Source organism: Chryseobacterium sp. Marseille-Q8038 (assembly GCF_965111995.1).
The window spans coordinates 1,022,895-1,045,429 of record NZ_CBCOPN010000002.1 but is presented as its reverse complement, the minus strand read 5'-3'; the positions used below and the strand labels follow the sequence as shown (position 1 = coordinate 1,045,429).

General features: G+C 35.8%; 28 protein-coding genes. 22 read left to right on the top strand and 6 right to left on the bottom strand.

Annotated elements, in window-relative coordinates:
* Positions 1-35: 35 nt before the first annotated feature.
* Positions 36-1,421, top strand: coding sequence for a RagB/SusD family nutrient uptake outer membrane protein (locus tag ACWPWS_RS18740; protein WP_454047530.1), 1,386 nt, complete (start codon positions 36-38; stop codon positions 1,419-1,421).
* Positions 1,408-3,957, top strand: a complete 2,550-nt coding sequence (locus ACWPWS_RS18735; RefSeq protein ID WP_454047529.1) for an alpha/beta hydrolase family protein — start codon at positions 1,408-1,410, stop codon at positions 3,955-3,957. The genes ACWPWS_RS18740 and ACWPWS_RS18735 overlap by 14 nt, the downstream gene beginning before the upstream one ends.
* Before the next feature lie 38 nt (positions 3,958-3,995).
* Here the strand turns inward: ACWPWS_RS18735 and ACWPWS_RS18730 are convergent, their stop codons facing one another.
* From ACWPWS_RS18730 to ACWPWS_RS18715, 4 genes are read right to left on the bottom strand one after another with little or no spacing between them, the layout of a single operon-like run.
* Complete coding sequence (locus ACWPWS_RS18730) at positions 3,996-4,265, bottom strand: DUF6520 family protein (protein WP_050022320.1); 270 nt, start codon at positions 4,263-4,265, stop codon at positions 3,996-3,998.
* A 23-nt stretch (positions 4,266-4,288) separates the two neighbouring features.
* Entirely contained in the window at positions 4,289-5,794 is a 1,506-nt protein-coding gene (locus ACWPWS_RS18725; RefSeq protein WP_098972250.1) for a MauE/DoxX family redox-associated membrane protein, read from the bottom strand.
* 9 nt (positions 5,795-5,803) lie between these two features.
* Positions 5,804-5,971 carry a hypothetical protein gene (locus tag ACWPWS_RS18720; protein WP_454047528.1) on the bottom strand — a complete coding sequence of 56 codons (168 nt, stop codon included), beginning with the start codon at positions 5,969-5,971 and terminating at the stop codon, positions 5,804-5,806.
* A 17-nt stretch (positions 5,972-5,988) separates the two neighbouring features.
* On the bottom strand, positions 5,989-6,216 hold the full coding sequence (locus ACWPWS_RS18715) for a hypothetical protein (RefSeq protein ID WP_454047527.1): 228 nt from the start codon (positions 6,214-6,216) through the stop codon (positions 5,989-5,991).
* Positions 6,217-6,520: 304 nt separating this feature from the next.
* Here ACWPWS_RS18715 and ACWPWS_RS18710 point away from each other — a divergent pair, with 304 nt between their 5' ends.
* From ACWPWS_RS18710 to ACWPWS_RS18620, 19 genes are all read left to right on the top strand, one after another.
* Entirely contained in the window at positions 6,521-8,167 is a 1,647-nt protein-coding gene (locus ACWPWS_RS18710) for a helix-turn-helix domain-containing protein (protein ID WP_123840828.1), read from the top strand.
* A 200-nt stretch (positions 8,168-8,367) separates the two neighbouring features.
* Positions 8,368-9,099, top strand: coding sequence for an RteC domain-containing protein (locus ACWPWS_RS18705; protein WP_228426248.1), 732 nt, complete (start codon positions 8,368-8,370; stop codon positions 9,097-9,099).
* 164 nt (positions 9,100-9,263) lie between these two features.
* A complete protein-coding gene (locus ACWPWS_RS18700) occupies positions 9,264-9,524 on the top strand; it encodes a helix-turn-helix domain-containing protein (protein ID WP_098972243.1) in 261 nt (86 codons plus the stop codon).
* A 19-nt stretch (positions 9,525-9,543) separates the two neighbouring features.
* A complete protein-coding gene (locus ACWPWS_RS18695; RefSeq protein WP_454047526.1) occupies positions 9,544-10,083 on the top strand; it encodes a hypothetical protein in 540 nt (179 codons plus the stop codon).
* Between the two features lie 19 nt (positions 10,084-10,102).
* A complete protein-coding gene (locus ACWPWS_RS18690) occupies positions 10,103-10,354 on the top strand; it encodes a DUF3853 family protein (RefSeq protein WP_098972205.1) in 252 nt (83 codons plus the stop codon).
* Between the two features lie 89 nt (positions 10,355-10,443).
* Positions 10,444-11,061 (top strand): hypothetical protein, encoded by a 618-nt coding sequence (locus ACWPWS_RS18685; protein WP_123840829.1) that lies wholly within the window; start codon positions 10,444-10,446, stop codon positions 11,059-11,061.
* Positions 11,062-11,119: 58 nt separating this feature from the next.
* Positions 11,120-11,326 (top strand): hypothetical protein, encoded by a 207-nt coding sequence (locus ACWPWS_RS18680; RefSeq protein WP_098972202.1) that lies wholly within the window; start codon positions 11,120-11,122, stop codon positions 11,324-11,326.
* A gap of 61 nt (positions 11,327-11,387) precedes the next feature.
* Positions 11,388-12,485 (top strand): hypothetical protein, encoded by a 1,098-nt coding sequence (locus ACWPWS_RS18675; protein ID WP_454047525.1) that lies wholly within the window; start codon positions 11,388-11,390, stop codon positions 12,483-12,485.
* A gap of 421 nt (positions 12,486-12,906) precedes the next feature.
* A complete protein-coding gene (locus ACWPWS_RS18670) occupies positions 12,907-13,416 on the top strand; it encodes a hypothetical protein (RefSeq protein ID WP_454047524.1) in 510 nt (169 codons plus the stop codon).
* Between the two features lie 11 nt (positions 13,417-13,427).
* Positions 13,428-13,745: a toprim domain-containing protein gene (locus ACWPWS_RS18665; RefSeq protein WP_454047523.1), complete on the top strand. Its 318-nt coding sequence runs from the start codon at positions 13,428-13,430 to the stop codon at positions 13,743-13,745.
* 831 nt (positions 13,746-14,576) lie between these two features.
* The gene (locus ACWPWS_RS18660; RefSeq protein ID WP_268053470.1) at positions 14,577-14,975 is read left to right on the top strand and encodes a single-stranded DNA-binding protein; all 399 of its coding nucleotides are present in this window, start codon (positions 14,577-14,579) and stop codon (positions 14,973-14,975) included.
* Between the two features lie 243 nt (positions 14,976-15,218).
* A complete protein-coding gene (locus ACWPWS_RS18655; RefSeq protein WP_454047522.1) occupies positions 15,219-15,419 on the top strand; it encodes a DNA-binding protein in 201 nt (66 codons plus the stop codon).
* Positions 15,420-15,454: 35 nt separating this feature from the next.
* Positions 15,455-15,919 (top strand): hypothetical protein, encoded by a 465-nt coding sequence (locus ACWPWS_RS18650; protein WP_454047521.1) that lies wholly within the window; start codon positions 15,455-15,457, stop codon positions 15,917-15,919.
* Between the two features lie 11 nt (positions 15,920-15,930).
* Complete coding sequence (locus tag ACWPWS_RS18645) at positions 15,931-16,527, top strand: PRTRC system protein E (RefSeq protein WP_454047520.1); 597 nt, start codon at positions 15,931-15,933, stop codon at positions 16,525-16,527.
* A 12-nt stretch (positions 16,528-16,539) separates the two neighbouring features.
* On the top strand, positions 16,540-16,758 hold the full coding sequence (locus ACWPWS_RS18640) for a PRTRC system protein C (RefSeq protein ID WP_454047519.1): 219 nt from the start codon (positions 16,540-16,542) through the stop codon (positions 16,756-16,758).
* 76 nt (positions 16,759-16,834) lie between these two features.
* Positions 16,835-17,992 (top strand): hypothetical protein, encoded by a 1,158-nt coding sequence (locus ACWPWS_RS18635; RefSeq protein ID WP_454047518.1) that lies wholly within the window; start codon positions 16,835-16,837, stop codon positions 17,990-17,992.
* A 12-nt stretch (positions 17,993-18,004) separates the two neighbouring features.
* On the top strand, positions 18,005-18,718 hold the full coding sequence (locus ACWPWS_RS18630) for a PRTRC system protein B (RefSeq protein WP_454047517.1): 714 nt from the start codon (positions 18,005-18,007) through the stop codon (positions 18,716-18,718).
* The gene (locus tag ACWPWS_RS18625) at positions 18,715-19,518 is read left to right on the top strand and encodes a PRTRC system ThiF family protein (protein WP_454047516.1); all 804 of its coding nucleotides are present in this window, start codon (positions 18,715-18,717) and stop codon (positions 19,516-19,518) included. The genes ACWPWS_RS18630 and ACWPWS_RS18625 overlap by 4 nt, the downstream gene beginning before the upstream one ends.
* A 200-nt stretch (positions 19,519-19,718) precedes the next feature.
* Positions 19,719-20,006 carry a hypothetical protein gene (locus ACWPWS_RS18620; RefSeq protein WP_454047515.1) on the top strand — a complete coding sequence of 96 codons (288 nt, stop codon included), beginning with the start codon at positions 19,719-19,721 and terminating at the stop codon, positions 20,004-20,006.
* Positions 20,007-20,341: 335 nt separating this feature from the next.
* Here the strand turns inward: ACWPWS_RS18620 and ACWPWS_RS18615 are convergent, their stop codons facing one another.
* Complete coding sequence (locus ACWPWS_RS18615) at positions 20,342-20,815, bottom strand: PH domain-containing protein (RefSeq protein WP_454047514.1); 474 nt, start codon at positions 20,813-20,815, stop codon at positions 20,342-20,344.
* 223 nt (positions 20,816-21,038) lie between these two features.
* On the bottom strand, positions 21,039-21,608 hold the full coding sequence (locus tag ACWPWS_RS18610) for a hypothetical protein (protein ID WP_454047513.1): 570 nt from the start codon (positions 21,606-21,608) through the stop codon (positions 21,039-21,041).
* Positions 21,609-22,157: 549 nt separating this feature from the next.
* Between ACWPWS_RS18610 and ACWPWS_RS18605 the strand changes: the two genes are divergently transcribed.
* The gene (locus tag ACWPWS_RS18605; protein ID WP_454047512.1) at positions 22,158-22,484 is read left to right on the top strand and encodes an ArsR/SmtB family transcription factor; all 327 of its coding nucleotides are present in this window, start codon (positions 22,158-22,160) and stop codon (positions 22,482-22,484) included.
* The last annotated feature ends 51 nt before the right edge of the window (positions 22,485-22,535 follow it).

The following is a 22,535-nucleotide window of genomic DNA, read 5'->3' as shown; positions in this document are numbered from 1 at the left end:
ATTTTATGTGTAATAACTCCTAGCAACTAACAACAATGAAAAATTTTATAAACCCTATAATAGCGTTTCTTTTGATGCTTTATGCCGCTTTAAGCGCAGTATCGTGTGAGAAATTTATAGAAACAGATTTTCCGAATAACCAACTGGCCACAGAACAGGTATTTGAAGATGAAAAAACCGCAGATGCCGCGCTTGCGGGACTGTACGCAGGACTATGGACAGGTTCCGTGATCAGTGGCACCACAGACGGCTCCGGTGCTTTACTGGGAAATTATACCGATGATATTACCTGTGTTTTTACCAGTGCCGGAAACGGAATCCTGGATATCTACCATAATCAGCCGCTGGCTACCAATGCTACCGTGAGCCAGGTATGGACGACGGCTTATCAGCAGGTGTATATGGCCAACAGCATCATAGAAGGCGTGGAAAAATCCAAAAGCCTTTCCTTAGCAGCAAAAAGCAGGATAAAGGGAGAAGCAATGCTCATCCGCTCCCTTATCTACTATTACCTGTACCAGATGTACGGGGAGATTCCATATACTGCTACGACAGATTATGTGTATAACTCAACTTTAAGCAGGATGCCTAAGGCTGAATTCCTGTCAAGGCTGGAGGCCGATATTTCGGAAGCGGTGAACCTTTTGCCTCTAGCATACCGAAATGCAGAAAGGATTTATGTGAACAAAGCGACAGGCTTGGTTTTACAGGCTAAAATGAAAATGATGCTGGGGAAATGGCAGGAAACAGAAGCCATTTGCCAAACGGTCATCCAGAATACTGACTATGTTTTTCAAAATGACCTTTCCAAAGTATTTCAGAAAGCAGGAAAGCATATTATCTGGCAGCTAAAGCCCAAGAACAATACTGATCCGACAAGCGAAGCCGTACTGTATAACTTTGTGGGTGCGCCCACCTCATTTGTTTTGAACCCTGACCTAATCGCTTCTTTTTCAAGTACCGATCTTCGAAGACAAAACTATTTCACCCCGGTGGTATTTGGCTCACAAACTAATTATAAGCAGACCAAATATAAGGTGACTACTGCTACCAATACAACAGAATATTCTATCATCTACAGGCTGGAGGATGTGTACCTGATGCTGGCAGAAACTTTAACCATGCAGAACAAAACAGCAGAGGCAGTTCCTTTGATCAATCAGACAAGACAAAGGGCGGGGCTAACACCTCTCAATACCTCTATTTCACAGGTTCAGGCGATGGAAGAAATAAAAAATGAAAGAAGAAAAGAATTTTTTGCAGAACACGGAAGCCGGTTTATTGACCTTAAAAGATGGGGACAGCTGGATCTTTTACAAACGGTAAAGCCTAACTGGAAAACGACCAATCAATATTTACCACTCCCACAAAAAGAAATGCTTTTAAACAATCACTTAACACCGCAAAATGATGGATATTAAGGCGTCACATATTGATTGTATCACTTTCAAATCTTTCCGAAGACGAAATTCCTATGCGGTCTTATGGATATTATGGATATTATGGATATTTCTTCTTATTATCATGCCGCAAAACCTTTCAGCCCAGCGGTATGAGCATTTGGAAAAGCTGGTTAAGGATACCGAAGAAATGAAATTTCCTCAGGCTTCTGATAACGGCAAATGGCTGGCATGGTACATTTTCGCTTCTGACGGGACAAAGAAAATGATGCTGCGAAGTACAGTGGATAAAGACTATAGACAAGAAAGAAAAAATATTGATTTTATTATGTTTGTGGAGAGTCATCTCGCGATACAGGCAAAAGATACTCTAGAGTATCTTAATCCCGAAACAGGAAAATTCCGTTTTTTTTATCATGTAAAAAAATGCATCTACAATAAACAGCAGAATACTCTTATGGTACTGTATACCGAAAAAGAAGGAAACAAGCTGGAAGTTTATGATCTTGATACGAACCTGAGGCAAACCATTTCCGGTATTCAGCATATCTATTCCGAAGGTGATGAGACCATCGCTAAAAAGAGAACAGGTGATCTGAATGAAGCTTTGATTTTGAATAAAGGGATCTTTGAAGGGATCTTTTCAACCCATGATGAGCTGAGCAATATTTTGCCTTCCGGCATGAAACAGAAAGGCTTCATTATTCAAGCCGGAAAGAAAGGAAAAACCAAATTATGCTATATTTCTCAGGATAAAAAACAATATATGTTTGATGGAAGCGGGTATGATGGCTATGATCAGATGATGTTGAATCCTTCCCGTTCTGATAATAGTATTGTCCTTAAATTAGGAAAGAAAATCCCCCCTTCAAAAGGAATGGTTGATATCTGGTACGCAGCGGACTTCGACCTTAAGAAACATGCAAAAGCGGTAACTGAATACATCCAGGTGAACTGGGAGCCGGTGAGCGGAAAGCAGGCTCTAATGACTCGCCCCGGGTATTTCGGAGAAACTGCTATCGGCAATTCACGTTACCTGATGTATGAAACCGATAAACAGCAGGTTGATAAAATGGATAAAGCTGGCGGAAATAGCTTTGACAGACTGTATCTCTGGAATGCGATAACCGATACATATACCCTGATTACGGACCTGCGGAAACAGATGGTAATCTCACCATCCGGTCAGTACCTGTTAATTCAGAAGGAAAACAACTGGCAGCTGTATAATACGGTAACTTTGAGGATGGAAGATGTTAAGATTCCCGCTGCCATGATTCCTTACTTTACTTCGGAGAAAGAAGTTCTATGGGTAGGAGGAAACAGGATCTCTGAATATAATCTGGTCACTAAGAAAGTGAAAGAAGGATTTACTGCAAGTGATGATTCAAAAATCGAGCTGGTGGATTTTACAAGAATCAGTACGGAATTAGGATACGGTAGAGACTTCAGGACAACAGATATCAAAAAGAGCTTGCTGTTAAAAATCAGCAATCCGAAGACCAACCATACTGCCTATGCCGGTTTAAGAAACAGAAGGCTGCATATGATCCAACCACAAACTTCTGATGAGATCACGCAATTTAAAAGAATGAATCAGGGTGAAAATTACTACTGGATCGAAGAAAACTATAATAAACGGCCAAGGCTTGTAGTAAAGAAAGAGAAGGAAAGTCCCAAAGCTCTCTATGTTTCAGATCAGAATAATCAGAAATTTGAACAGGCAGAGTTGATTCAAATTTCTTACAAAGGCTCGGATGGAGAAACCATAAGCGGTGCTTTGTATATGCCGCTCGGTTATGACCACTCAAAAAAATACCCCATTGTTATCCATGTGTATGAGAAGCAGGATTATATGACCAAAAGATTTCTGCGACCTTCCTTCTCGAATCCCACAGGGCTGAATATCCCACTGTTGATGGAGGAAGGCTTCGCCGTACTGCTTGCAGATATCTCGCAATCTGACAAAGGAGCAGGAATTTCAGCACTGGAAAGCATTAATAATGCCTTAGACGAATTACAGAAAATCAGGAATGTGGATATGGCTAGGATTGGACTTATGGGGCAGTCTTTTGGCGGGTATGAAACCAACTTTATTGCAGGGCATTCGAACCGTTTTGCAGCGTATGTCTCCGGATCAGCAGTTTCTGATGTGGTAAGAACCTACTATGCGTATAATTATCATTTTAATGCTCCCGACTATTACAGGTATGAAGGGCGCCAATACTGGTTTAAAGCTACCCTTGCGGAAAATCCGGAAAAATACATTAAAAATAACCCGATAATGTCTGCCCAGAATGTCAGCGCACCCATGCTGCTCTGGACAGGAACAGATGATGGAAATGTCAGCCCTGAAGGAACCAAATCCATGTTTATTGCCTTGAGAAAATACCGGAAGCCGGTTATTGCCTTGTTTTATGATAAAGAAGGCCACAGTTTAAGCAGGGCAGAAGGACAGAAAGACCTGACCCTGAAAATTCTGGATTGGTTTAATTATCATTTGAAGAATGAAAAAAATATCCCCTGGATACAGAAATACACAAAGGGTGCTCAATAAAGCGCACCCTTCTTTTAGTAGTTAGTAATAACTAACAGTTAAGGAATTCTGAATAATTCTGTTTCGCAACTGGATTCATACAGGTCATGGACACCAGAAGCGTCACTTACTGTACAGACAATACCAGTATTATCTGTCGTACAAAGCTGACTTGTCATGACACAAGGCTGTTCCGGATTTTCAAGATCAATTTTCCATCCAGGAATATCAGCTTTTTTAGTCTCTGATGCTACATTGGTAGCATACGCACTGCCTGCTCCGATTAACAGGATAGCCAATGGCAATGCGATTTTTCTCATTTTTTTCATTGTTATAAATTTATTATTGGTGCCTACTCTTTGTACAGGTTTTCGGCTTCCCCTGAAATGAAATGTTGAGTGATGTTTTGCGCAAAACGATATCTGATCAGTTCATTTTCTATCATTACATACAATTGGTTTCCCTGTATAGTAAATTGTACACGTTGCTCCTTATTTCTGTTGGGAATACTGATACTGCCAAGGTATTTTTGCTCTTGAATAGAATAAAGATCAAGTATAATTGCTTTATTACCCCTGTCTTTTTCCAGCTTTCCTTTGCGGTCCGACTCCACAAACAGAACCCCTTTATAGGCAATTGACCTTTTGTTAACCACCAAAGGATTGTTAAGTTTTCTGCTGCCATCGGCTAAGTGGGAAAGACCTAGCCGTGGAATGCTGACGGTATCAATAGTCCTGAATACATGTTTTGATTTAATATTTCGATCAGTAACTACAAACATGTTTTTATAATGGTAAACATAAACAACCTTACCTGTAAAAGGATCATAATTTAATTGTCCATCGGGCTCAAAAAAACCTTCTTTATGCTTTTCCAAAAGCTGTGGATTAAACCTTACAGAATCCTTGCTCCCTTTACTGATAATCCCCAGACTCTGAATCTGCTTTTTGCGGTGGAAAGCACCTATGAGAAAGTGATTATAATCAATTCGTTCGATTTTCCTGAAATAAGTTTTTCCAATATTTTGTTCAGTGAGCTTATTGCTCCCGGTTGTTCCTTCAAAAATGATCGGGATTGTTCCGTCATACAATGTGATAAGACTGTCTGTAACTTCAAGCAGGGGAGACCTGAAATTAATGTCTGTGCGGCCGAGTTGCAGATTTCTTCGTTCCATTCCCGTAAAATTGGTAATCTTTGTGAGTGAGAACGGCGCTGTGTAATTCCCAAGATATAGGGTGTCGCCTGAAAAGCCGGCAAAATAATAGGAGTTCAGTTTTAAATCATAAGTCCCATTTTTAAGGATAGGATGCTGTAAAAATCTTCTTTGAAAACCATTATCTTTCTTAAGAATATATTCTGACTTTTGATACATGATGAGCATTCCGGTAATACAGAGCCCTGCTGTGATCAGAAGGCTGAAGAAGAGCTTCCCCTGTTTTTTGTGGTTTACATAGGTGTCTATACTAAGAGCAACTATGACAACCACAACGCATATTATGTTAAAAATGAGATGTGTTTGCCAATCCATTTTTTCAAGAATCCCACCGCAGGAACAGGGAATAAACTCACTATAATTGAGGATAAGATAAATATAGATACTAAAGAGAACCATCAGTATGTAGGAACTGTACAATCCAATAAATCTCGTTTTATCAAATATCAAAAAGAAACAGACCAATAGTTCAAGGAAAAGTATTCCATAGGTAATTATTATAGCGTAAGCACTTAACAATGGAGACTGGGCAATCTGCACCTGAAAATTTTCAAAATCAAATATTTTGCTGATGGCTGCGTAGCAAAACAACAGGATAAAAAAATAAGCAATCCATATCGGAAATTGTGTTAGTTTCTTTTTCATAATAAGATTTTAACAATGGTATAATAATATCCAGAATACTTTTACGCCACAATAGGTAGGCATAGCAGATTTTTCATTTACCGGGATGGTAGTAGTAAGAGGTCCTATGGTTTTCCATATTCCACTAACGGGACAGGCCATTCCCGATTCAATGATGAGTTGCACCTGAGTCTCCATGTTGGTTCAAAATTTGGTTACTTACTGGTTTTCCAGTTGTCCCGGTCCTTTGGCGGATCTTTTTCACTGGTTTCCAATTCATTTTCAAGTTGAGTACTGTCTGCTTTTAAGACCATTCTTTCAGTCGTAAGAACAGGCATCTCCGGATAAGGAATCTGCGGAAGGCTTTCTTCACGACAGGATGAAATAACAAATGAAAGTAAAATTCCTGCAACAATATGCAGTATTAATATTTTGGTTTTCATGATTTTGGGATTAAATAATTAACAATCCCGGCCGGTAGTTTTTTAGAATTCTGAAAGCGAATTTAGAGCATGAATTTTTCGAAAAAAAAGGGTGATGGATTCGATTTATAAATTTTCAGGATCCGATTTATAAATCGGATCCTCGTTTATTAACGAGTTAATTGATTGTAAGTCAGATAGTTTGATTGTATTCGTAATGCATGATTCCTAAAGTGTAGAAATAATTTTTTGCTTGATTCATTTTGCTTAATTTTGAATCATATTTATAATATAATTAACATTATTCTGTTAAATTATTTTTATTTTGAAAATAATATTCTGTTTTTGTGTTTTATTTTGCTTTTTGGTTAATGGTCAGAGATATTCTGATTACAGGGTACGTTATGATAATTTTGAAGAAAACGATGAACGTGCTCTTGAGTTTGTCAATATCTATATTAAAGAGGCGAAAGCATTTAAAAATTATAAGGAACTGACCCAGGCATATCGGGACGCCGTGAGCTTTTCGAGAAATAAAAAAATAGAATATGCAGATAGTGCTGTATGGGCTGCTTCCCAAACAAATGACCCCGATCTTATCGGAAATTCCTATCTAACAAAAGGAAGTGTTTACTACTTTACCTACAGAAAATATCAGAAGGCTCTTGATCAGTATCTGCAGGCTTGGCAATATTTAGACAAAAGTAAAGATCCCTATTTGTATCATAAGAATATGTACCATATAGGAGTTGTCAAAAGTTATCTAGGATATTATGAAGAAGCCTTTACACTTTTTTCAAAGTGCCGATCTTATTATAGAGATACAAGCGTTCCCACAGATTTTCCCAATCTTCGATACAATATGAAGAAGGGATATTTGAACAGCCTTCATCAGATGGGTATCTGTCTGTTTTATCAATCAAAAATAAATGAGGTTTCCGATCTTATTAATGAAGGATTGGAGGCTTCGGCCGAGGATAAAAATTTTTATATAGAAAGAAGCTATTTTTATAAGCTGAGTGGGATTCTAGACTACCTAAGAGAAAATGACCGAGAGGCATTGTCGAATTTTAATATTGCTTTGGCAGGCATTGAAAAGAAAAGTGATTTTACCAATGCATCGCTGATCTATTTTTTAAAAGGTAAAATTCTATTAAGAAATCACAATGAAAATGAAGGTATTAATTATTTAGAAAAAGTAGATAGTATATTTCTGGGACGAAATTTTGCACATCCTTCAGTAAGGGAAGCGTTTGAGCTGCTTATCACACATTACAAAGATAAAAATGATAACAAGAAAGAATTGTATTATACCAAACAATTACTGCGGTTTGACCGGATGATGCATAATGATTTTAAATACCTTTCAGGAAAAATCATTAAAGAATATGATACCAATGACTTGCTTACATCCAAAAAAAGACTGGAATCTTCAGCTTTTTACGGATATGTTATTGCAGGAATTTCTTTCGGTGCTTTGCTCGTAATATCCGCAAGGTATTATAAGGTAAGAAAAGGTGCTAAAAAGTACCAAATTGTTAACGACCCGATTTTAGAAAAAGAAGTCCATGAAGACACAGTTTCAATAAAACATTCCAAGTTGCCTGAGAATCTGACAAACGAAATATTGGAAAAGCTCGAAATTATGGAGCGAAACAAATTTTATTTAGAAAAAAGGCTTACTCAAAATCAGCTCGCGAAAAGGCTAAAAACGAATACTGCTTATTTATCGGCGGTTATAAATGAATATAAAGGAGCTAATTTTAATACGTACATCAATAGGTTACGGATCGACTATGCTAAAGAAATGCTAAGAACCAATGTGCAATGGAGGAAGTATTCCATTGATACGATAGCCGATGAATGCGGATTTTCCACAAGACCCAAATTTTCTACATTTTTTATTGAATTAACAGCTTTAACGCCTTCAGAATATATTCAAAAAATCAATGATGAGTTTGGTGATTCATAATTTTATTGGGTTTCATGCTGTGTAATTTATCATTAAACATTTGTTATAATTCTTTAAAATTCATACTTATTATTTAAAATATGCATGCCAATTCGTTTTTTAAAAAGTGTAAGCGATTAGAGACTAGTTTAGGGAAAAAGCTTGAACAGATTAGTTTTGCTCAAAAAAATAATCCTATTGATTTATATGAGAGATCATTGATGGAAATTGATTCTGTAATAAGAATCATTAAACAGGAGGTAAGCTTATATCAGTTTTCAACGGTTGCCGACGAAGTTTATTTCTTCAAGGACATCAAGCCCGTTTTCATCTCGCAGTTTATTTATTTTTCAAAGCTTTTATCAATTGAGGCGGCCAAACCAAATGCAGGAGAATTAAGCCTGAAAGAATATTTTGAATGCGAATTGGAAGTGTTGAAAAATTTTTATGAAAACCACATCGATTTTTATGAGTACTATAGACGTAGAGCCACCTATCTTGATCAAAAATATTTCGTCCGGAATCAGTTTGATCTGAAAACGAAAATAGAAGCCGGTCTTTATGATTATGATGAAAAATTTGCCACCTCACATGACCACCTTATTTCCCAAATTATGGCTAATGATCGATTGGAAAAATATCTTTTGAAATCCATTGCAGAAATTAATGTGTATGTATACGAAAAGATAACCGATAAATCCCCGCTGCAATGGTCTGCGTCAAAATCTGCTTTGGTGGAACTTCTATATGCGCTCCACAATACCCGTTCATTTAATGGTGGCAATATTGAGTTTAGTGAGATTATTAAATTTACTGAAAAGTCACTCAATATTAACCTGGGAAACTTTTATAAGACACTTCATGAGATAAAAAGCAGAAAAACCAACCCTACTAAATTCCTTCAGCTGCTTAGTGATCATTTGAATCAATCATTCCAAGATGGTGATCAATAGCCATTTTTCCCTGTTTGTACACAATAAATCATATTATTAGTACTTTTCCCACAATTTCTTTATTGATAAGGGGTATATAAAAATCTTTCGGTAGTACCGAAGACCTACCGAAAGAAATCCCGCATGATTCCCAAAATTTGTCAAATAAAATAATTTTTGAAATCATGACAGTATCCATTATCACAAAAGAAGACCTCCAGCAATTTAAGATTGAGCTGCTGGATGATATTAAAGCCCTGCTTCAGGTAAGAACGACAGAACAAAAATTATGGCTTCGTACTTCGGAGGTCAAAAAACTTCTGAATATTTCTTCCGGGACCTTACAGAATCTTAGAATCAACGGAACCCTTTCTTATACGAAGATAGGGGGGATCTTGTATTATAATTACAAAGACATTGAGAAGTTGCTTACAGATTCTAAATAATCACAGAAAACAGGAAATCATGAATCAGACCAAAGATATCATCAATTTTTTTGCGCATGTGATTAAAGATAACCGGTTACATCCATCCCATATCAGTATTTATGTTGCGCTTTTTCAGTGCTGGAGCATGAACCGGTTTCAAAGCCCCTTTCGTATTTATCGTGGTGAGGTCATGAGATTGGGTAAGGTAAAATCCCTTGGAACCTATCATAAGTGTATTAAAGAACTACATCTGGCAGGATTCATTATGTATTCCCCCAGTTACGACCCTTATATTGGAAGCCTGGTTGATATTGTTGACTTTGAGGAATCTGGAATTTCTGTACATAAAGCATTCCCGGAGCAAGAATTATTACTACCAAAAGAAAACAACTTTTCTGCACCTGAATTTCATGAAGTAGAATTATATTTTAATGAACGTGATCTACCTTCTGCTCAGGCATATGGGTTTTATTCCTTTTATGATTCTCAGGGTTGGAAATTAAGTGACGGGAAATTAATGAACTGCTGGCAGGCTGCTGCAAGGAATTGGATTTCTAAGGAAAAAAAAGGTAGCTAAAATTAATAAGAGAAAGAAAATGAAAAAGATAGATCCGCAAACACCCCTTTGGAAACTGACGGTTGAGGAATTTTTGGAAATTATCAAAAACTTTGGTTCGGAAAACAGGCATGAATACGGACTGAAAGGATTAGCCAAAGTTCTGGGCTGTTCTGTTTCAAAAGCTTCGGAAATCAAATCCTCCGGAATGTTGGATGAAGCCATTATACAAAAGGGCAAAATTATCATCATTGATAAGCAAAAAGTATTAGAGCTTTTTGCCCGGAAGTAGCGATGTATTATCAGGAACTTATACAAAAGTTTTGGGAATCTGGCCCAAAAGCGCAACTGGGTACCACTGCTATTGCAATATACCTGTATTTGCTGAAATTAGCGAACGATAATAACAGATATGATGTTACTGTTTCCGACGTAGCGATTGGTAATACACTAGGACTAACAAGAAAAACGGTAAAATCTGCAAAAGAAGCGCTGCTCAACTCAGGGCTGGTCCGGTACGAAAGTAAAAATGGGTACTCCTGTTCTTACAGAATAGTGCCAGATTATTCTTTATCAATCCAAAAGGATGAAAAAGACCAAAAGGCAAAAAGAAAAAATAACCTTCGGATTCCGGTAATAGAAAAAAATGAAAATTTGCCATTGGATGGTTTACCCGTCATCAATACTCCCGAAACTACAGAACAGAAAGAGAAGGCATCCTTTGATAATAGGCATCCTTTTAAAATAATAGCCAACATCCCTTCTTTGGAAGAATTTATAGACTATGCTAAAACGCTGAGCGGCTATGAAGAATCTATGCATTCCGCTATTAAGGAGAGGTACGCTTTATGGGCAAATAGTAACTGGTGCAATAATTTAGGAAAACCGATAACCAACTGGAAATCCTCACTGAAAAATCTTTTGCCCTATATAAAAAACAGGAATGATAACGGACAATTGTCTTTAGATTCAATCCCTGTTATTAAACCTCCAAAATGATCCTTTAATGAACATAAGTATTGATGTTTATCTATTTAAAATTTTAAAACGATAAAAAATGAAACTATCAGATATAAAGCCAGGACAAAAAGTAAGCCTCAATGGCATTATCGCCGAGTATCAAGGAATTCAAAAAGTTAGAATACCCAATTTCGGGAAAGTGGAGAAAAGAGTTTTCAGAGCTGATGAAACAGGAGATTACCTGTATTATAATCTTATCGATGGTTCAAAAACATTAAAAAGTGAGAAAATTAAATTGCTGTAGGTCTTGCAAAGAATAGAGTTCTGTTAGAATAACAAAGTTAAAAGCACTTAAAATATAAAGTATGGCTATTCCGGAAAAAGATGTAAGGCTTGTCAGGAGAATATTTGAAGATAAAGATGAGAGAATTCCCGAAAGAATACGCTTGGGCAATCATTTTGTGGACGATTTTATTTTTGAAGATCAGGAGGCGGCTGATATTCCCATCAATGCGCTTCGTGTTATTTTTAATATTATCTCGATTATCAGTAGTGAGCAGTTCCGCCCTGAAGACCGTCCAAAGCAGCTCTCTTTATTTGATGAAGAATTTGAAACTGAAAATAATATTTTTGCCTCTATTAAAATCCGGAACAGCAAAATCTCTCCGAGTGGCTCAACCAAACAGGTTGTAGAAGCCTATGAGTTTCTTGCCCGGTTCAAAATGGGCTGGTATAAATCCGTAAACTCAAAAGGAAAAGAGATTAGAACATTCGGTGGGCTTATTTCCACACCAAGTTATGACCAAAGGGGATATACTTCCTTTCTTATCAGCAGCTACTGGCTGAAAAAGCTGATGATTATACCTGAATATAACTACATCCTTTACAATCTGGTGTATAATATCAGAAACAACAAGCACATTATTTTTGCCATCTGGCTTTCAAAACTTCCTGAAGATGGAACCATGATAAAACTTTCGTCACTGAACAAAAAGTTTGGACTGAACTATAAAACCGCGAATGATTTTTGTTTCAAGTTCCTCAAAACTGCAAAAATAAATTTCAACAAGTACAATACCCTTTCATTCAATTATCATTACAAAGGCGATTCTATTTTCATTCATCCTTTTTACAATAAAATGGTAAGCGGTACCAATATGTCGGAGCACACAGCGGAGAAATCAAGAATTGCAAAGAGACTCTATTATTTTCAGAAAAGGTATGGTCTGGGACAACGCGAAATACTCCAGTTTTCCTACCAATACAAAACTATTCCGCAAACTCGTCAACTTATAGAAAAGGCTTTTGGCGAATTTATAAGGATGAACAGGCTGGAAGGAATGAAATCCACGAATTATCAGGGAACGGCTTTTTTAAACAAAATGCAGGCGCTTATTATACAATTCTACAGGGAAACAAAAATGGGGGAAATACTGCCCAATGGTTATCCTGTGATTCTCTGATTTCGGAATTGCGCTCATTCGTATTTCGGATTTGTACTCATTCGGAATTCGGAATTGCACTCGCTGAAGTTAAGAAAATGTTAAAATTTAGATTTTTATGATGCTGATTTCGGAATTGCACTCATTGAGGGATGGCAAAGCCGATGAAAATGGTAGATACAGTAAAAATAAGTGGTGAGAACAAAGTTTAATTCGGAATTGCACTCATGCGGTAAAGGGCATCTTTTCGGAATTGCACTCATCTGTATTTCGGAATTGCACTCATTCTAAATTCGGAATTGCGCTCATTTGAAAATCATTGCAAACGCTTTGCGACAGGCAGATACCACGAACTATTAAAAGTTTATTTAAAAGATAATAAAAGTCTTTTTTTTATTAAAAGGAAAATCCAGGGTAAAAAATTGCTTTAAAAAGAAAAAAAATGAATTGCGAAAAAATCAAGCAAAAAGTCGGAATCCGGACGGTTTTAGAATCCTTCAATCTTTTTCCTGTGAAAGAAAACGGGAAAACAGCCTTTTATTTTGCGCTGGACAGGGACGAAAAGATTCCCAGTCTTTCTGTCGATTTTATTAAAAATAAAGCATTTGATTTTGGAACAGGAAAGAGTTATGATATCATTTCTATTGTTCAGCAGGTGAACAAATGTTCTGTTTCGGAAGCTTTGAAATACCTTAGAAAATTTGATTTTTCAATACAGGATCAACAACAAAAGGAAGAGATTACAACAGGGCCTCATTACAGGATATTGGAAGTAAAAAGAATTGGGCATCCTGTGTTAATTCAATACCTGAAATTAAGGAAAGTTTATCAGCAGATAGATATGGTTAGAGAACTGCATTACGAATTAAACGGGAAAATTATTTCGGAATTGCTTTTGAAAATAATTCAGGTGGTTTTGAAATCCGCAATCCGTATTCTAAAATCTGTTTAGGTAAAAAAGATGTGACTTTGATTCAGGGCGAACAAAATAATAAAGAAATCACGGTATTTGAGGGGTTTTTAGATTACCTGACTTTCAAAAATATAGAAAAAACTAAAAATTCTGATTATCTGATCCTTAATTCTACGGTAATGCTTTTCAAAGCAATGAAAAGGCTTAATGAATATGATAAAATTTACCTTTTTCTTGATAATGATTCTAATGGAAATATCACTAAAAACAAAATATTATCGAAATATAAACATGTAGAGGATTGTTCTCTAATTTATCGAGATTTTAAGGATCTTAATGAGTGGTTTTGCCAAGGATATATTGAGTGACAGGTTCTCTGAATGGTCATTTTTGTAAGTGAGTTTATTTAGAATCACTATATTTGAAATGAAAACTTTTCCAACAATCATCATTTTTTAAGTCTCCTTTACGAGGAGGCTTTTTTGCTGATTGTGAAGGTTATAAAGATGTTTTTAGTGTCAAATAATTTATGTAACCTCATTTTATTGGATACCACAAGTTCTTTATTATTCAGATTTATATACCTGATTTTTCAGCTTCTTCAACTAACAAAAATATAAAACCTTCAATAAAACCTGTTAATTTTTAAAATTCCAGTCTTGAATGTTGATGATGGTCTTAAGAAAATAAACTTCAAAATCACATCAACACAAGGAAAAATCCAATTATTCATTGTTGTTTTAGATCATTATCGGGTTAAATATCACCTATTCAATTCATATATATAACTGTGGTTTTTCACTTTTTACTGTAGCAAATGTAGTACAGGTCATTCACTCAAAAAAATCTTTTTGGGTTTCTACAAAAATTCTCTCCGCTTCGCTCCAACAATTTTTCCAGACACTCCTGAATCCTTCGGACAAAAAGATTTCGGAGCCTTCATTTCACTTTGTTCCATTTCGGTTTTAAGTGCCTGATCCTGTACTATGGTCATTTAGCAAAGAAAAAGTCGGAACCTCAGTTATACGAATCAAACAGTCGCTCTTTAACATAAGAATAATCAAACAAAAAAAAATAAATAATGCTTTTCCCATTGGAAAAGGTGAAAAGAAAGAAGCCGAGTGTCCTCGATACCGAATCAAATCACTCGAAAATTTACAACTGAAAAAAGTAATGATTAACAATTAAAACAAAATATTATGAACACAATTATCGGTAGAATTACCAGAAACGCAGAAATCAACACATTGAAAAACGACAGACAGGTCGTGAACTTTTCAGTAGCCATTAATGACAGCTACAAGACCAAGCAGGGGGAGCGCAGGGAGCTGACCACCTATTACAATTGTTCGTACTGGATAAGCCCGAATGTTGCCAAAATTCTTACCAAAGGAACGGTGGTAGAACTAACAGGCAGGGCAAGCTCAAGCGCATGGATAGGTAAAGATGGTGAAATCCGTTCAGGATTGAATTTTCATACTTCATACATTCAGGTTTATGGAGGTGGAAGAAATGTTGAAAGTGAACCGAAGCAAAATGCAACGCAAGAATCAAACAATCCTTTTGCAGGGGATACGGATGATGATTTACCATTTTAATAATTAAACCAAGATTATCTTAAAAAAACGTATGGAATCACAATATAATTTTCAGATGAAGTCCCGAAATGACCGAACAGAATGGGAGCAGGTAGCAATATACTTCAAAATCCATTGTGACAGGACAACAGCAATACACTATGCAAGAAGCTTGTCATTGAAATTTTGCAAGGAAATCCGATTGACACAGGGTGCAGACCCCTTGAAAACAAGTGGAACATATATTTATGAAAATCCCTGACTATGAAAACAAAATCAAAAAGCGAAGCCAAAAAACTGGCAAAAGCATATAGCTACAACAAAGATTACGCAGATGTACCTGTATATGTTATTTATTGTAGCCGAACAGAAAAATATTATGTAGAAACGAACAGCTTAATACGGTCTTGGGAAAGACTTATCGGCTACTATATCAATGGAGTTTTTACCTCCGAAAAAAAATAATTCGTAACAATTCGTAACAATTTAATATAAAAAAAATGAAACAATCAGATAAACCAACTTCATATTTACTCATAAAATCGAGTACGAATAGTGAATGGGATGCTTGCGACTTTGCTATTATCAATATTACAGGGGAGTGGAAACAAACCCAAAAGAAGCGCCTTGAAGTTATAAAAGTCATTGAAAATGATGAAGATATAAAGTCGCTAAACTATTTCGATACCCATGTGGAATTCTTTAGATTTTCGAAAGTATATTATCCTGTGGTTGAAGAGTGGCTCTCTGAGAGAAACAGAGTTTTCATTGAATTGGAGAAAGAGGATTTAAAAGAACTGAAACAGCCTAAAAATAGTCTGTGTCATTACCAGATGCAGATATCTAAGGATGGAAATGCCATTTATAAAGCCTATGGAAAGCATACGGAAGAAGAATTTAGGACGGTGGAGTTTTCATTATGGGAACTTATAGGCTTCAATACTCATTTAGTAATTAATCCATAACCCAACAAATTATGCAAACCAATTTTTTCAATCAGATAGCCAAAATGGATATTAATAGTAAATTGATACTAACCATTGCCAAAGCAAACGAAAGCCAAATAGTGGCTTCCATATTAGTACAAAATGATGGATGTGGAGATAAAGCAAAAAATATCATTCCTCCTCTTAACCTCAAAGGAACGGCAGACGAACTTGATGCCGAATTTTTTGAACACATTAAAGCACCATTAAAAACCGCTTCGGGACTGATGGTCGGTATGGAAAGCTTTATGAAGCAATTAGAGGAAGCCAAAAAACAGTCGGCAATGGAAAAGGAAAAATCCGACAAAGAGAAAAAAGAGAAAGAAGCCAAAGAGAAAAAGTACAAAGATGCTTTTGAGAAAGCCGAAGAACTCGAAAAGGAAGGAAACTACAAAGGGGCATGGTCAGCACTTCCAAAGGCTTCGGAATATCCCGACTATGCAGAAACTATCCGCAAAAAACAGGATGAATATGAAAGACACTTTGCCCCAAGCCTGTTTAATACCGAAAGTGTAGAAAATATCGAACAAAAGCAGGAACAAGAGCATGAAGAGGAACAAGAACAGGAACAAAATTTTCAACCTTAAAAATCAACAATTATGTTACTCGCCACCCAATTAGAAAGAGTTTTTATACTGAAAGATAACGGACAGGAAATCCGATTGACAGACCCAGAACCTAAATGGAGCGTAGAAGCGGTCATGAATTTTTACGCCAATACGTATCCGATTTTAACGACTGCAAAAATATCTGCACCACAAATCAGGAATGATACGGTAGAATACCGTTTTGAAAGTGTAATGGGAACGAAAGGCTGATACATTATTATGGTTGGGTTTTCAGTAAATCAGTTGTAAACCCAACCACTATTTACTAAATATCAATCACTAAATTATGATGAATGCAACAAAAAATCATATCGGGAAAAATACAGCTTCCCGAACAACAAAAACAAAAGCAACTGCACAAACAGTTGGGCGAGTTTGCCCACTGGATGCAAAGACCAAAGGATGCAGGAGAAATAGAGAAAGACAAAATGAAAGCAGTACCGATAGTCATGCTACCCATGCTTTTCTAAAATGTTCATTTCTGCCTAAGCTGAAAGACACACCATCCATACTGGATGAAAAGAAAACAGCCAAAATGGAAAGGGACTTTTATCATTCCCTTTCCCAATTGGCTGAACATTACGGAATCATACCTGCACCGTCAAAACACTTAGGTTTTCCTTACAATATTGCTTTTGCTTTAGAGGATATCAAGAAGCAGTTAAAAATTAAAATAAAGAATTGGGAGAAAATCCGTTTAGTGCAGGACAAAAAGAAAACGTATTTGTTGAGTGAGGAAAGATATAATACCGGAGCTACATTATACTACATTCCAATCGTTCCATTGTACCGATTATCTAAAAATCCCAATTATAAACAGGCTACGCAACTTTTGCAGTCCGTTTGCTCATACCTGTATCACATCGCAAATGTCCCTTATTATAGACAGCAGGAAAGCTACCTGTGCTGGATGTATGAAATGATCTCGGAGTGGATTATTTATGATGATAATGAAGATACTCCTGAATATTTACGTGAAATAAAACAAAGTGAATGGATTGGTAACTATATGGAGCAAAAAATATTCAATCATGAGAATTTAGCCCGATTTAAAGAACGGATTAATCGTTTTGAGAACAAAGATTCCTTTGAAACCGATTGCCTCCTTTTAGCCTGTGATACCCTTGCCCTCTATGAAATGTTTCCTAATGCCACTATTTACGGAAATATTCAACAGGACAAAAGAAATACAGATAACGAGGACTATCATGAAAGAACCATCACAATGGAAAAATATATTTCATTCTGTGCAGAGGATAAAGGAATATTGTTTCAGGCTTTATTTGATTCCGTTAATGCAGAATTTCAGGAATGTGCTGAAATAGAAGAACCATCCACCCAAAAAAGATTTGACGGAACAAATATCAGTAATGATAACCTTGATTTTGAAAACAGCATTTTCCCCTTAATTGAACAATTAATTGACCTATTAAACAGTATTTAAAAAAAATATATTATGAAAGATATAACCGATCACTTCGGAACACTGTATCATCCTGTTTCAGCACTGGTCATTTATCAGACTAATGACGATCATAACGGTGACACCTACGTGGAGCATTTTGATATGGATAAAGACGGAAATCCCATTAATGCTCATCCTTTAAGCGAAAGGGAAGCTAAAATATTGGCAAAGTCCCTTACTGCGGAAAAAGAAAAAAGCAAAGCATTCCTGAAACCTGAAAGTATTCTGCCCACCAATGTTTTATACATCAACCCGACTGAAAAAGGCTCGGTAATATGGTACACCAAAGCCAAAAAAACAAAGCTCTTTTTCACAGAATCACTTGGAATTCCCAATGGTACAGCAAATATTCCTGCTATGCTGTGGGTGGCATCAAAGCAAAATCTTACCGTATTTGCCCTTACTTCCGACAGAAGACCCACAGAAAAAACAGTTTTACACCATGCTCCTTTTTTCAATGTCTATGAAAACGGAAGTGTCTGTATGGGAACAGTCAATGTGGATATTAAAAACTCGGCTTCGGTTGAAGAATTTATTAAGGCTTGGGAAAGCTATTTTTTTAACAGCAGATTCAGCCATTTAAACCATAATCCTACCAATGGCAACTGTGTAAGCATTTGGAAAGATCTTATTGATACTGATAAAACCTTCCCGAAAGAAATATTAAAAAAGACCAATAAAACCCTTAAAAACATACTACCATGACAAGCGAAAAAACAAAAGTTCATTTTACAGACAATTACCTGATTAATCCGACCAACCCTGTAACCATTAACCTGATCGGTGCAGGGGGAACAGGCTCAAAAGTATTGACAGCATTAATGGAAATGAATCACAGCCTGATTCAATTGGGACATGCAGGGTTACAAGTGCGACTTTGGGATGATGATCTTATTACCGATGCTAATTTAGGGAGACAGCGTTTTGCAGAATCGGAAGCAGGATTATACAAGTCCGTTGCCTTAATCAACCGTGCTAACCGCTGGATGGGAACAAACTGGAAAGCAGAAACACAAAAATTTAAAAAGAGTGAATCAGAAAAATTTTCTGAAAATATTCTTTCAAATATTTATATTTCCTGTGTTGACAATGTGAGTGCAAGGTTTGAAATTGCGGATATATTAAAAAGTTTGAATAATGGCAGGTATTATGCTAACCGTCCGTTATATTCCTTAGATTTTGGAAACAGCAAAAATACAGGTCAAACAATATTGACAACCATTGGAACAATCAAACAGCCTAATTCACAGAAATATGAAACAGTGGATCATTTACCTTTTATCACCGATGAGTTCGGGGACTTGTTAAAGCAGTCCGAAGAGTCGGACGATACACCAAGCTGTTCACTGGCAGAAGCACTGGAAAAGCAGGACTTATTTATCAATTCAACACTGGCACAGATGGGAAGCTCTCTGCTTTGGAATCTGTTCCGTAACGGATTAACCGAAAACAGGGGATTTTTTCTGAATTTGAAAAATTTTCATTCACAGCCAATTAGACTATAAAAATAGTTTCTGAATTTATAATAAGACAAGCAGTTTTCATCATAAGACCTTTAAAATATTCAACTATGGGAACCTACACAATCACCTATTTGAAAAAAGCTGAAATGGCAAAAGAAGTCAATATACTTTTGAAAGAAAAATATAATCTAACATACGAACATTACAACTGAGTAGATTACGGGATTTTCTACTCGCAGGAAATGTTTGACGAAGATCTTAGGTTTATGAATGAAGATCAGGAAGGCAGGGCTAATCTTCCACATTATCAGCGCCCGATTAGCAGAGAAACTTATTATTCGCTTCTATTCGGGCCTAAAAATTGTTTCGGAGATATAGGAACAGCCTGTATTAAAATCTCCTGTATATCCGAAAAGGATATAGAAACAATCAAAGCCCTGCAAGAATTTTCGATAACACCCGAGTTTAAAAAGTATATCCATGTCAGAAAATCGAAAAACCTTGAGAGATTACTCAGACAGGATTTGTAACATACATTTATAAAATCTGTTTTGGGGGCCGTCTTACAACTCGTGAAAACGGCCTTTTTTATGAAATTTTCCTGTATCCCTATACGAGAAGGGTTTTCGTTTAAACGATTCTCAACCTATATCATTTAGTTGTGATACGTCTTCTTTTTATTCACCAGTCAAATCAAAATTTGGGCGGCAAAAATGCATTTCCTCCCTTTGGTCGGAAACGCATTTTTGCGGAAAGCGGTGCAACCCTATTTCTAAAACATTGCCGCATTTTAGCAGAGTATGTTTTTGAAAAAAGGTTGCGAGATTGATTTATAGCAATTAATTTCAAATTAATAAATTATTTTTTAATCGGACAGTTTTTGAGAATGAAGCAAAACATTCCTTAGCACCATCGGATTTGCAATGAAATATGAGTGAGTCATTCCCCCAGTAGTAACAATTAAGCTTCCAAAATTTAATGTTTTACCTAAAAAGCTTTGGTGTAATTGCATTCCTTCAAGCTTATTTAACGAAAGATCGGAACGTGTTTTTCCTAATATCCCCGTGGTAAACGAAAGATGATTATCCGTAACGTAGATTTTGGTATTCTTATTCCGAATAACAGCGATGATCCCTTTGATAAAAAGAAAAATAAGAAACAGGGAAATCATGCCGATAAATCCCAACATAAATTTGTATCCGAGCAATAGAAAATAGAGAACTCCCACAGAACCGATTACTATAAAGAAAACAGGAATAACATAAGAAATCCAGTGAACTCTGGCTTCATAATTCACAGATTCGGCTGAAGTTTTAAAATCAGTAAGTAAGTCTTTCATGGTCAAAGCTTTTCTTAAAATAAGACTATCCCAATTTAGTGAAAAATAATGAAAAACTATTGAAGATTACCTAAAATTTAGTTAAGGAAAAATCATGTAGCAAAAACGCAATTCCTTCTTTTGGTCGGAAACGCATTTTTGTGAGAAAATGGAGCAACCCCATTCAAAAACATCTTGTTCTTTTCCATCGGTTGTTTTCGAAAAAGTTTGCGAGCCGTTAATTTTATTTAAATGAAAGCTGATAATTGAAGTCAATTTCAAGTTTTGTTTTTTCATCCAAATTATCATATCTTTTTTTTATCAGTGGGAATTTATTGGTAATGTTTTTAATCATGATGCTGGTCATCAAATAAGAATAAAATAACATTAAATAAAGGGTTTCTTTCATATGCTCATGATCCATAAGATGTTTGGTCTCTTTTAATTGAAGTGCTAAAATTCCTTCGGAATGAGCGTAAACAGATGCCATAAAATAAAGATTTGTAAACGCTCCTTCTTCACTAAATTTTGATTCCTTGAAAATAGTATCCCAGCTTTTAAATAGCTTCCCGGTACCCTTATTTAACAAGCCTTTTTGTTCCTTTTCTGTTAAATTTTTAAAATACTTATTGTCTTGGATACTTTTCTTGAATTCATTAATGGATTTTTGTTCATTTTCAATTTTTTCCTTATCAAGCGGTTCTGAGTTGGAAAATACGGTTGACCGTTGCATCAAGGATGACATAATCCATGCCTCAAACCTTAATTTTTGTTCCTCATCAGATTCTGGATTTACATATAAATGCTGATACATTAATAAAGACTCATATTGAGATCGGACAATGGTCATAATAGATGAAATATCCAGAAATTTGATATGAGGAGCTTTATTATCATAAAAGCTTGAATGAACCGAGTGTCCTTTGGCTAAATCAAGGAGACTTAAATTCTGAAGATGAAATTTGATAACCAGCTGCTCAGAATAGACATCTTTTTCATCGAGCTTTATGTCTTGTTCAGCTAAAATTTCGTGCAGGTATATTAAAACATCAGATATATTGAATAATCTTTTTTAATTTCATCAATGTTTCTGCTTTCATACAGATGGTAGAATTCTAAAATTGCGGATAGATCTTTGTTCATAAATTCAAATATATGCAATCATTATAATAAAGTTGAACGTAAGAGTGATAAAGTTTGCGCAATGTCATACGGATATTGTTGTAGATTTCGAAAGACTTTTCTTTATCTGGTGAATATCGGGATCAGGAATAAGGGTGTTTTTTCCATTTATTTAAAGGTAATTTAAATTTTATATTGTATTCAAAAATAAAATCGTAATATTGCAATATAATAATTTATTATGGGTGCAACCAAAACAGATCACTTTACAGATCATCAAAATCAAATTGCAGTAATTGCAAAAGCATTAGGACATCCCGCAAGAATTGCCATCATAGAGTATTTATTAAAAGTTAACACCTGTATTACTGGAGATATAGTCAATGAACTACCATTGGCACAGCCTACAGTTTCACAGCATTTAAAAGAATTGAAAAACGCGGGTCTCATTAAAGGTACTATAGAAGGTAACTCAGTATGTTATTGCATTGATGAAAATACTTTTGATATCCTAAAAGAATATTTTTCAAAAATCATTTTTACAGTGACAAATCAGAAATGCTGTTAAGGCGTTTTTTTACTCAATAATATCGCAATATTGCATTATAACTATAAAATT

Bases quoted from the DNA above. Each gene is read 5' to 3' on its own strand.
- ACWPWS_RS18700 (WP_098972243.1), top strand. From the start codon at position 9,264: ATGACAGTATCCATTATCACAAAAGAAGACCTCCAGCAATTTAAGATT.
- ACWPWS_RS18680 (WP_098972202.1), top strand. From the start codon at position 11,120: ATGAAACTATCAGATATAAAGCCAGGACAAAAAGTAAGCCTCAATGGC.
- ACWPWS_RS18645 (WP_454047520.1), top strand. From the start codon at position 15,931: ATGCAAACCAATTTTTTCAATCAGATAGCCAAAATGGATATTAATAGT.
- ACWPWS_RS18705 (WP_228426248.1), top strand. From the start codon at position 8,368: ATGGAAATTGATTCTGTAATAAGAATCATTAAACAGGAGGTAAGCTTA.
- ACWPWS_RS18610 (WP_454047513.1), bottom strand. From the start codon at position 21,608: ATGTATCAGCATTTATATGTAAATCCAGAATCTGATGAGGAACAAAAA.
- ACWPWS_RS18605 (WP_454047512.1), top strand. From the start codon at position 22,158: ATGGGTGCAACCAAAACAGATCACTTTACAGATCATCAAAATCAAATT.
- ACWPWS_RS18715 (WP_454047527.1), bottom strand. From the start codon at position 6,216: ATGAAAACCAAAATATTAATACTGCATATTGTTGCAGGAATTTTACTT.
- ACWPWS_RS18655 (WP_454047522.1), top strand. From the start codon at position 15,219: ATGAAAACAAAATCAAAAAGCGAAGCCAAAAAACTGGCAAAAGCATAT.
- ACWPWS_RS18650 (WP_454047521.1), top strand. From the start codon at position 15,455: ATGAAACAATCAGATAAACCAACTTCATATTTACTCATAAAATCGAGT.
- ACWPWS_RS18725 (WP_098972250.1), bottom strand. From the start codon at position 5,794: ATGAAAAAGAAACTAACACAATTTCCGATATGGATTGCTTATTTTTTT.
- ACWPWS_RS18730 (WP_050022320.1), bottom strand. From the start codon at position 4,265: ATGAAAAAAATGAGAAAAATCGCATTGCCATTGGCTATCCTGTTAATC.
- ACWPWS_RS18735 (WP_454047529.1), top strand. From the start codon at position 1,408: ATGATGGATATTAAGGCGTCACATATTGATTGTATCACTTTCAAATCT.
- ACWPWS_RS18640 (WP_454047519.1), top strand. From the start codon at position 16,540: ATGTTACTCGCCACCCAATTAGAAAGAGTTTTTATACTGAAAGATAAC.
- ACWPWS_RS18670 (WP_454047524.1), top strand. From the start codon at position 12,907: ATGAATTGCGAAAAAATCAAGCAAAAAGTCGGAATCCGGACGGTTTTA.
- ACWPWS_RS18630 (WP_454047517.1), top strand. From the start codon at position 18,005: ATGAAAGATATAACCGATCACTTCGGAACACTGTATCATCCTGTTTCA.
- ACWPWS_RS18695 (WP_454047526.1), top strand. From the start codon at position 9,544: ATGAATCAGACCAAAGATATCATCAATTTTTTTGCGCATGTGATTAAA.
- ACWPWS_RS18720 (WP_454047528.1), bottom strand. From the start codon at position 5,971: ATGGAGACTCAGGTGCAACTCATCATTGAATCGGGAATGGCCTGTCCC.
- ACWPWS_RS18615 (WP_454047514.1), bottom strand. From the start codon at position 20,815: ATGAAAGACTTACTTACTGATTTTAAAACTTCAGCCGAATCTGTGAAT.
- ACWPWS_RS18740 (WP_454047530.1), top strand. From the start codon at position 36: ATGAAAAATTTTATAAACCCTATAATAGCGTTTCTTTTGATGCTTTAT.
- ACWPWS_RS18675 (WP_454047525.1), top strand. From the start codon at position 11,388: ATGGCTATTCCGGAAAAAGATGTAAGGCTTGTCAGGAGAATATTTGAA.
- ACWPWS_RS18635 (WP_454047518.1), top strand. From the start codon at position 16,835: ATGATGAATGCAACAAAAAATCATATCGGGAAAAATACAGCTTCCCGA.
- ACWPWS_RS18625 (WP_454047516.1), top strand. From the start codon at position 18,715: ATGACAAGCGAAAAAACAAAAGTTCATTTTACAGACAATTACCTGATT.
- ACWPWS_RS18660 (WP_268053470.1), top strand. From the start codon at position 14,577: ATGAACACAATTATCGGTAGAATTACCAGAAACGCAGAAATCAACACA.
- ACWPWS_RS18620 (WP_454047515.1), top strand. From the start codon at position 19,719: ATGTTTGACGAAGATCTTAGGTTTATGAATGAAGATCAGGAAGGCAGG.
- ACWPWS_RS18690 (WP_098972205.1), top strand. From the start codon at position 10,103: ATGAAAAAGATAGATCCGCAAACACCCCTTTGGAAACTGACGGTTGAG.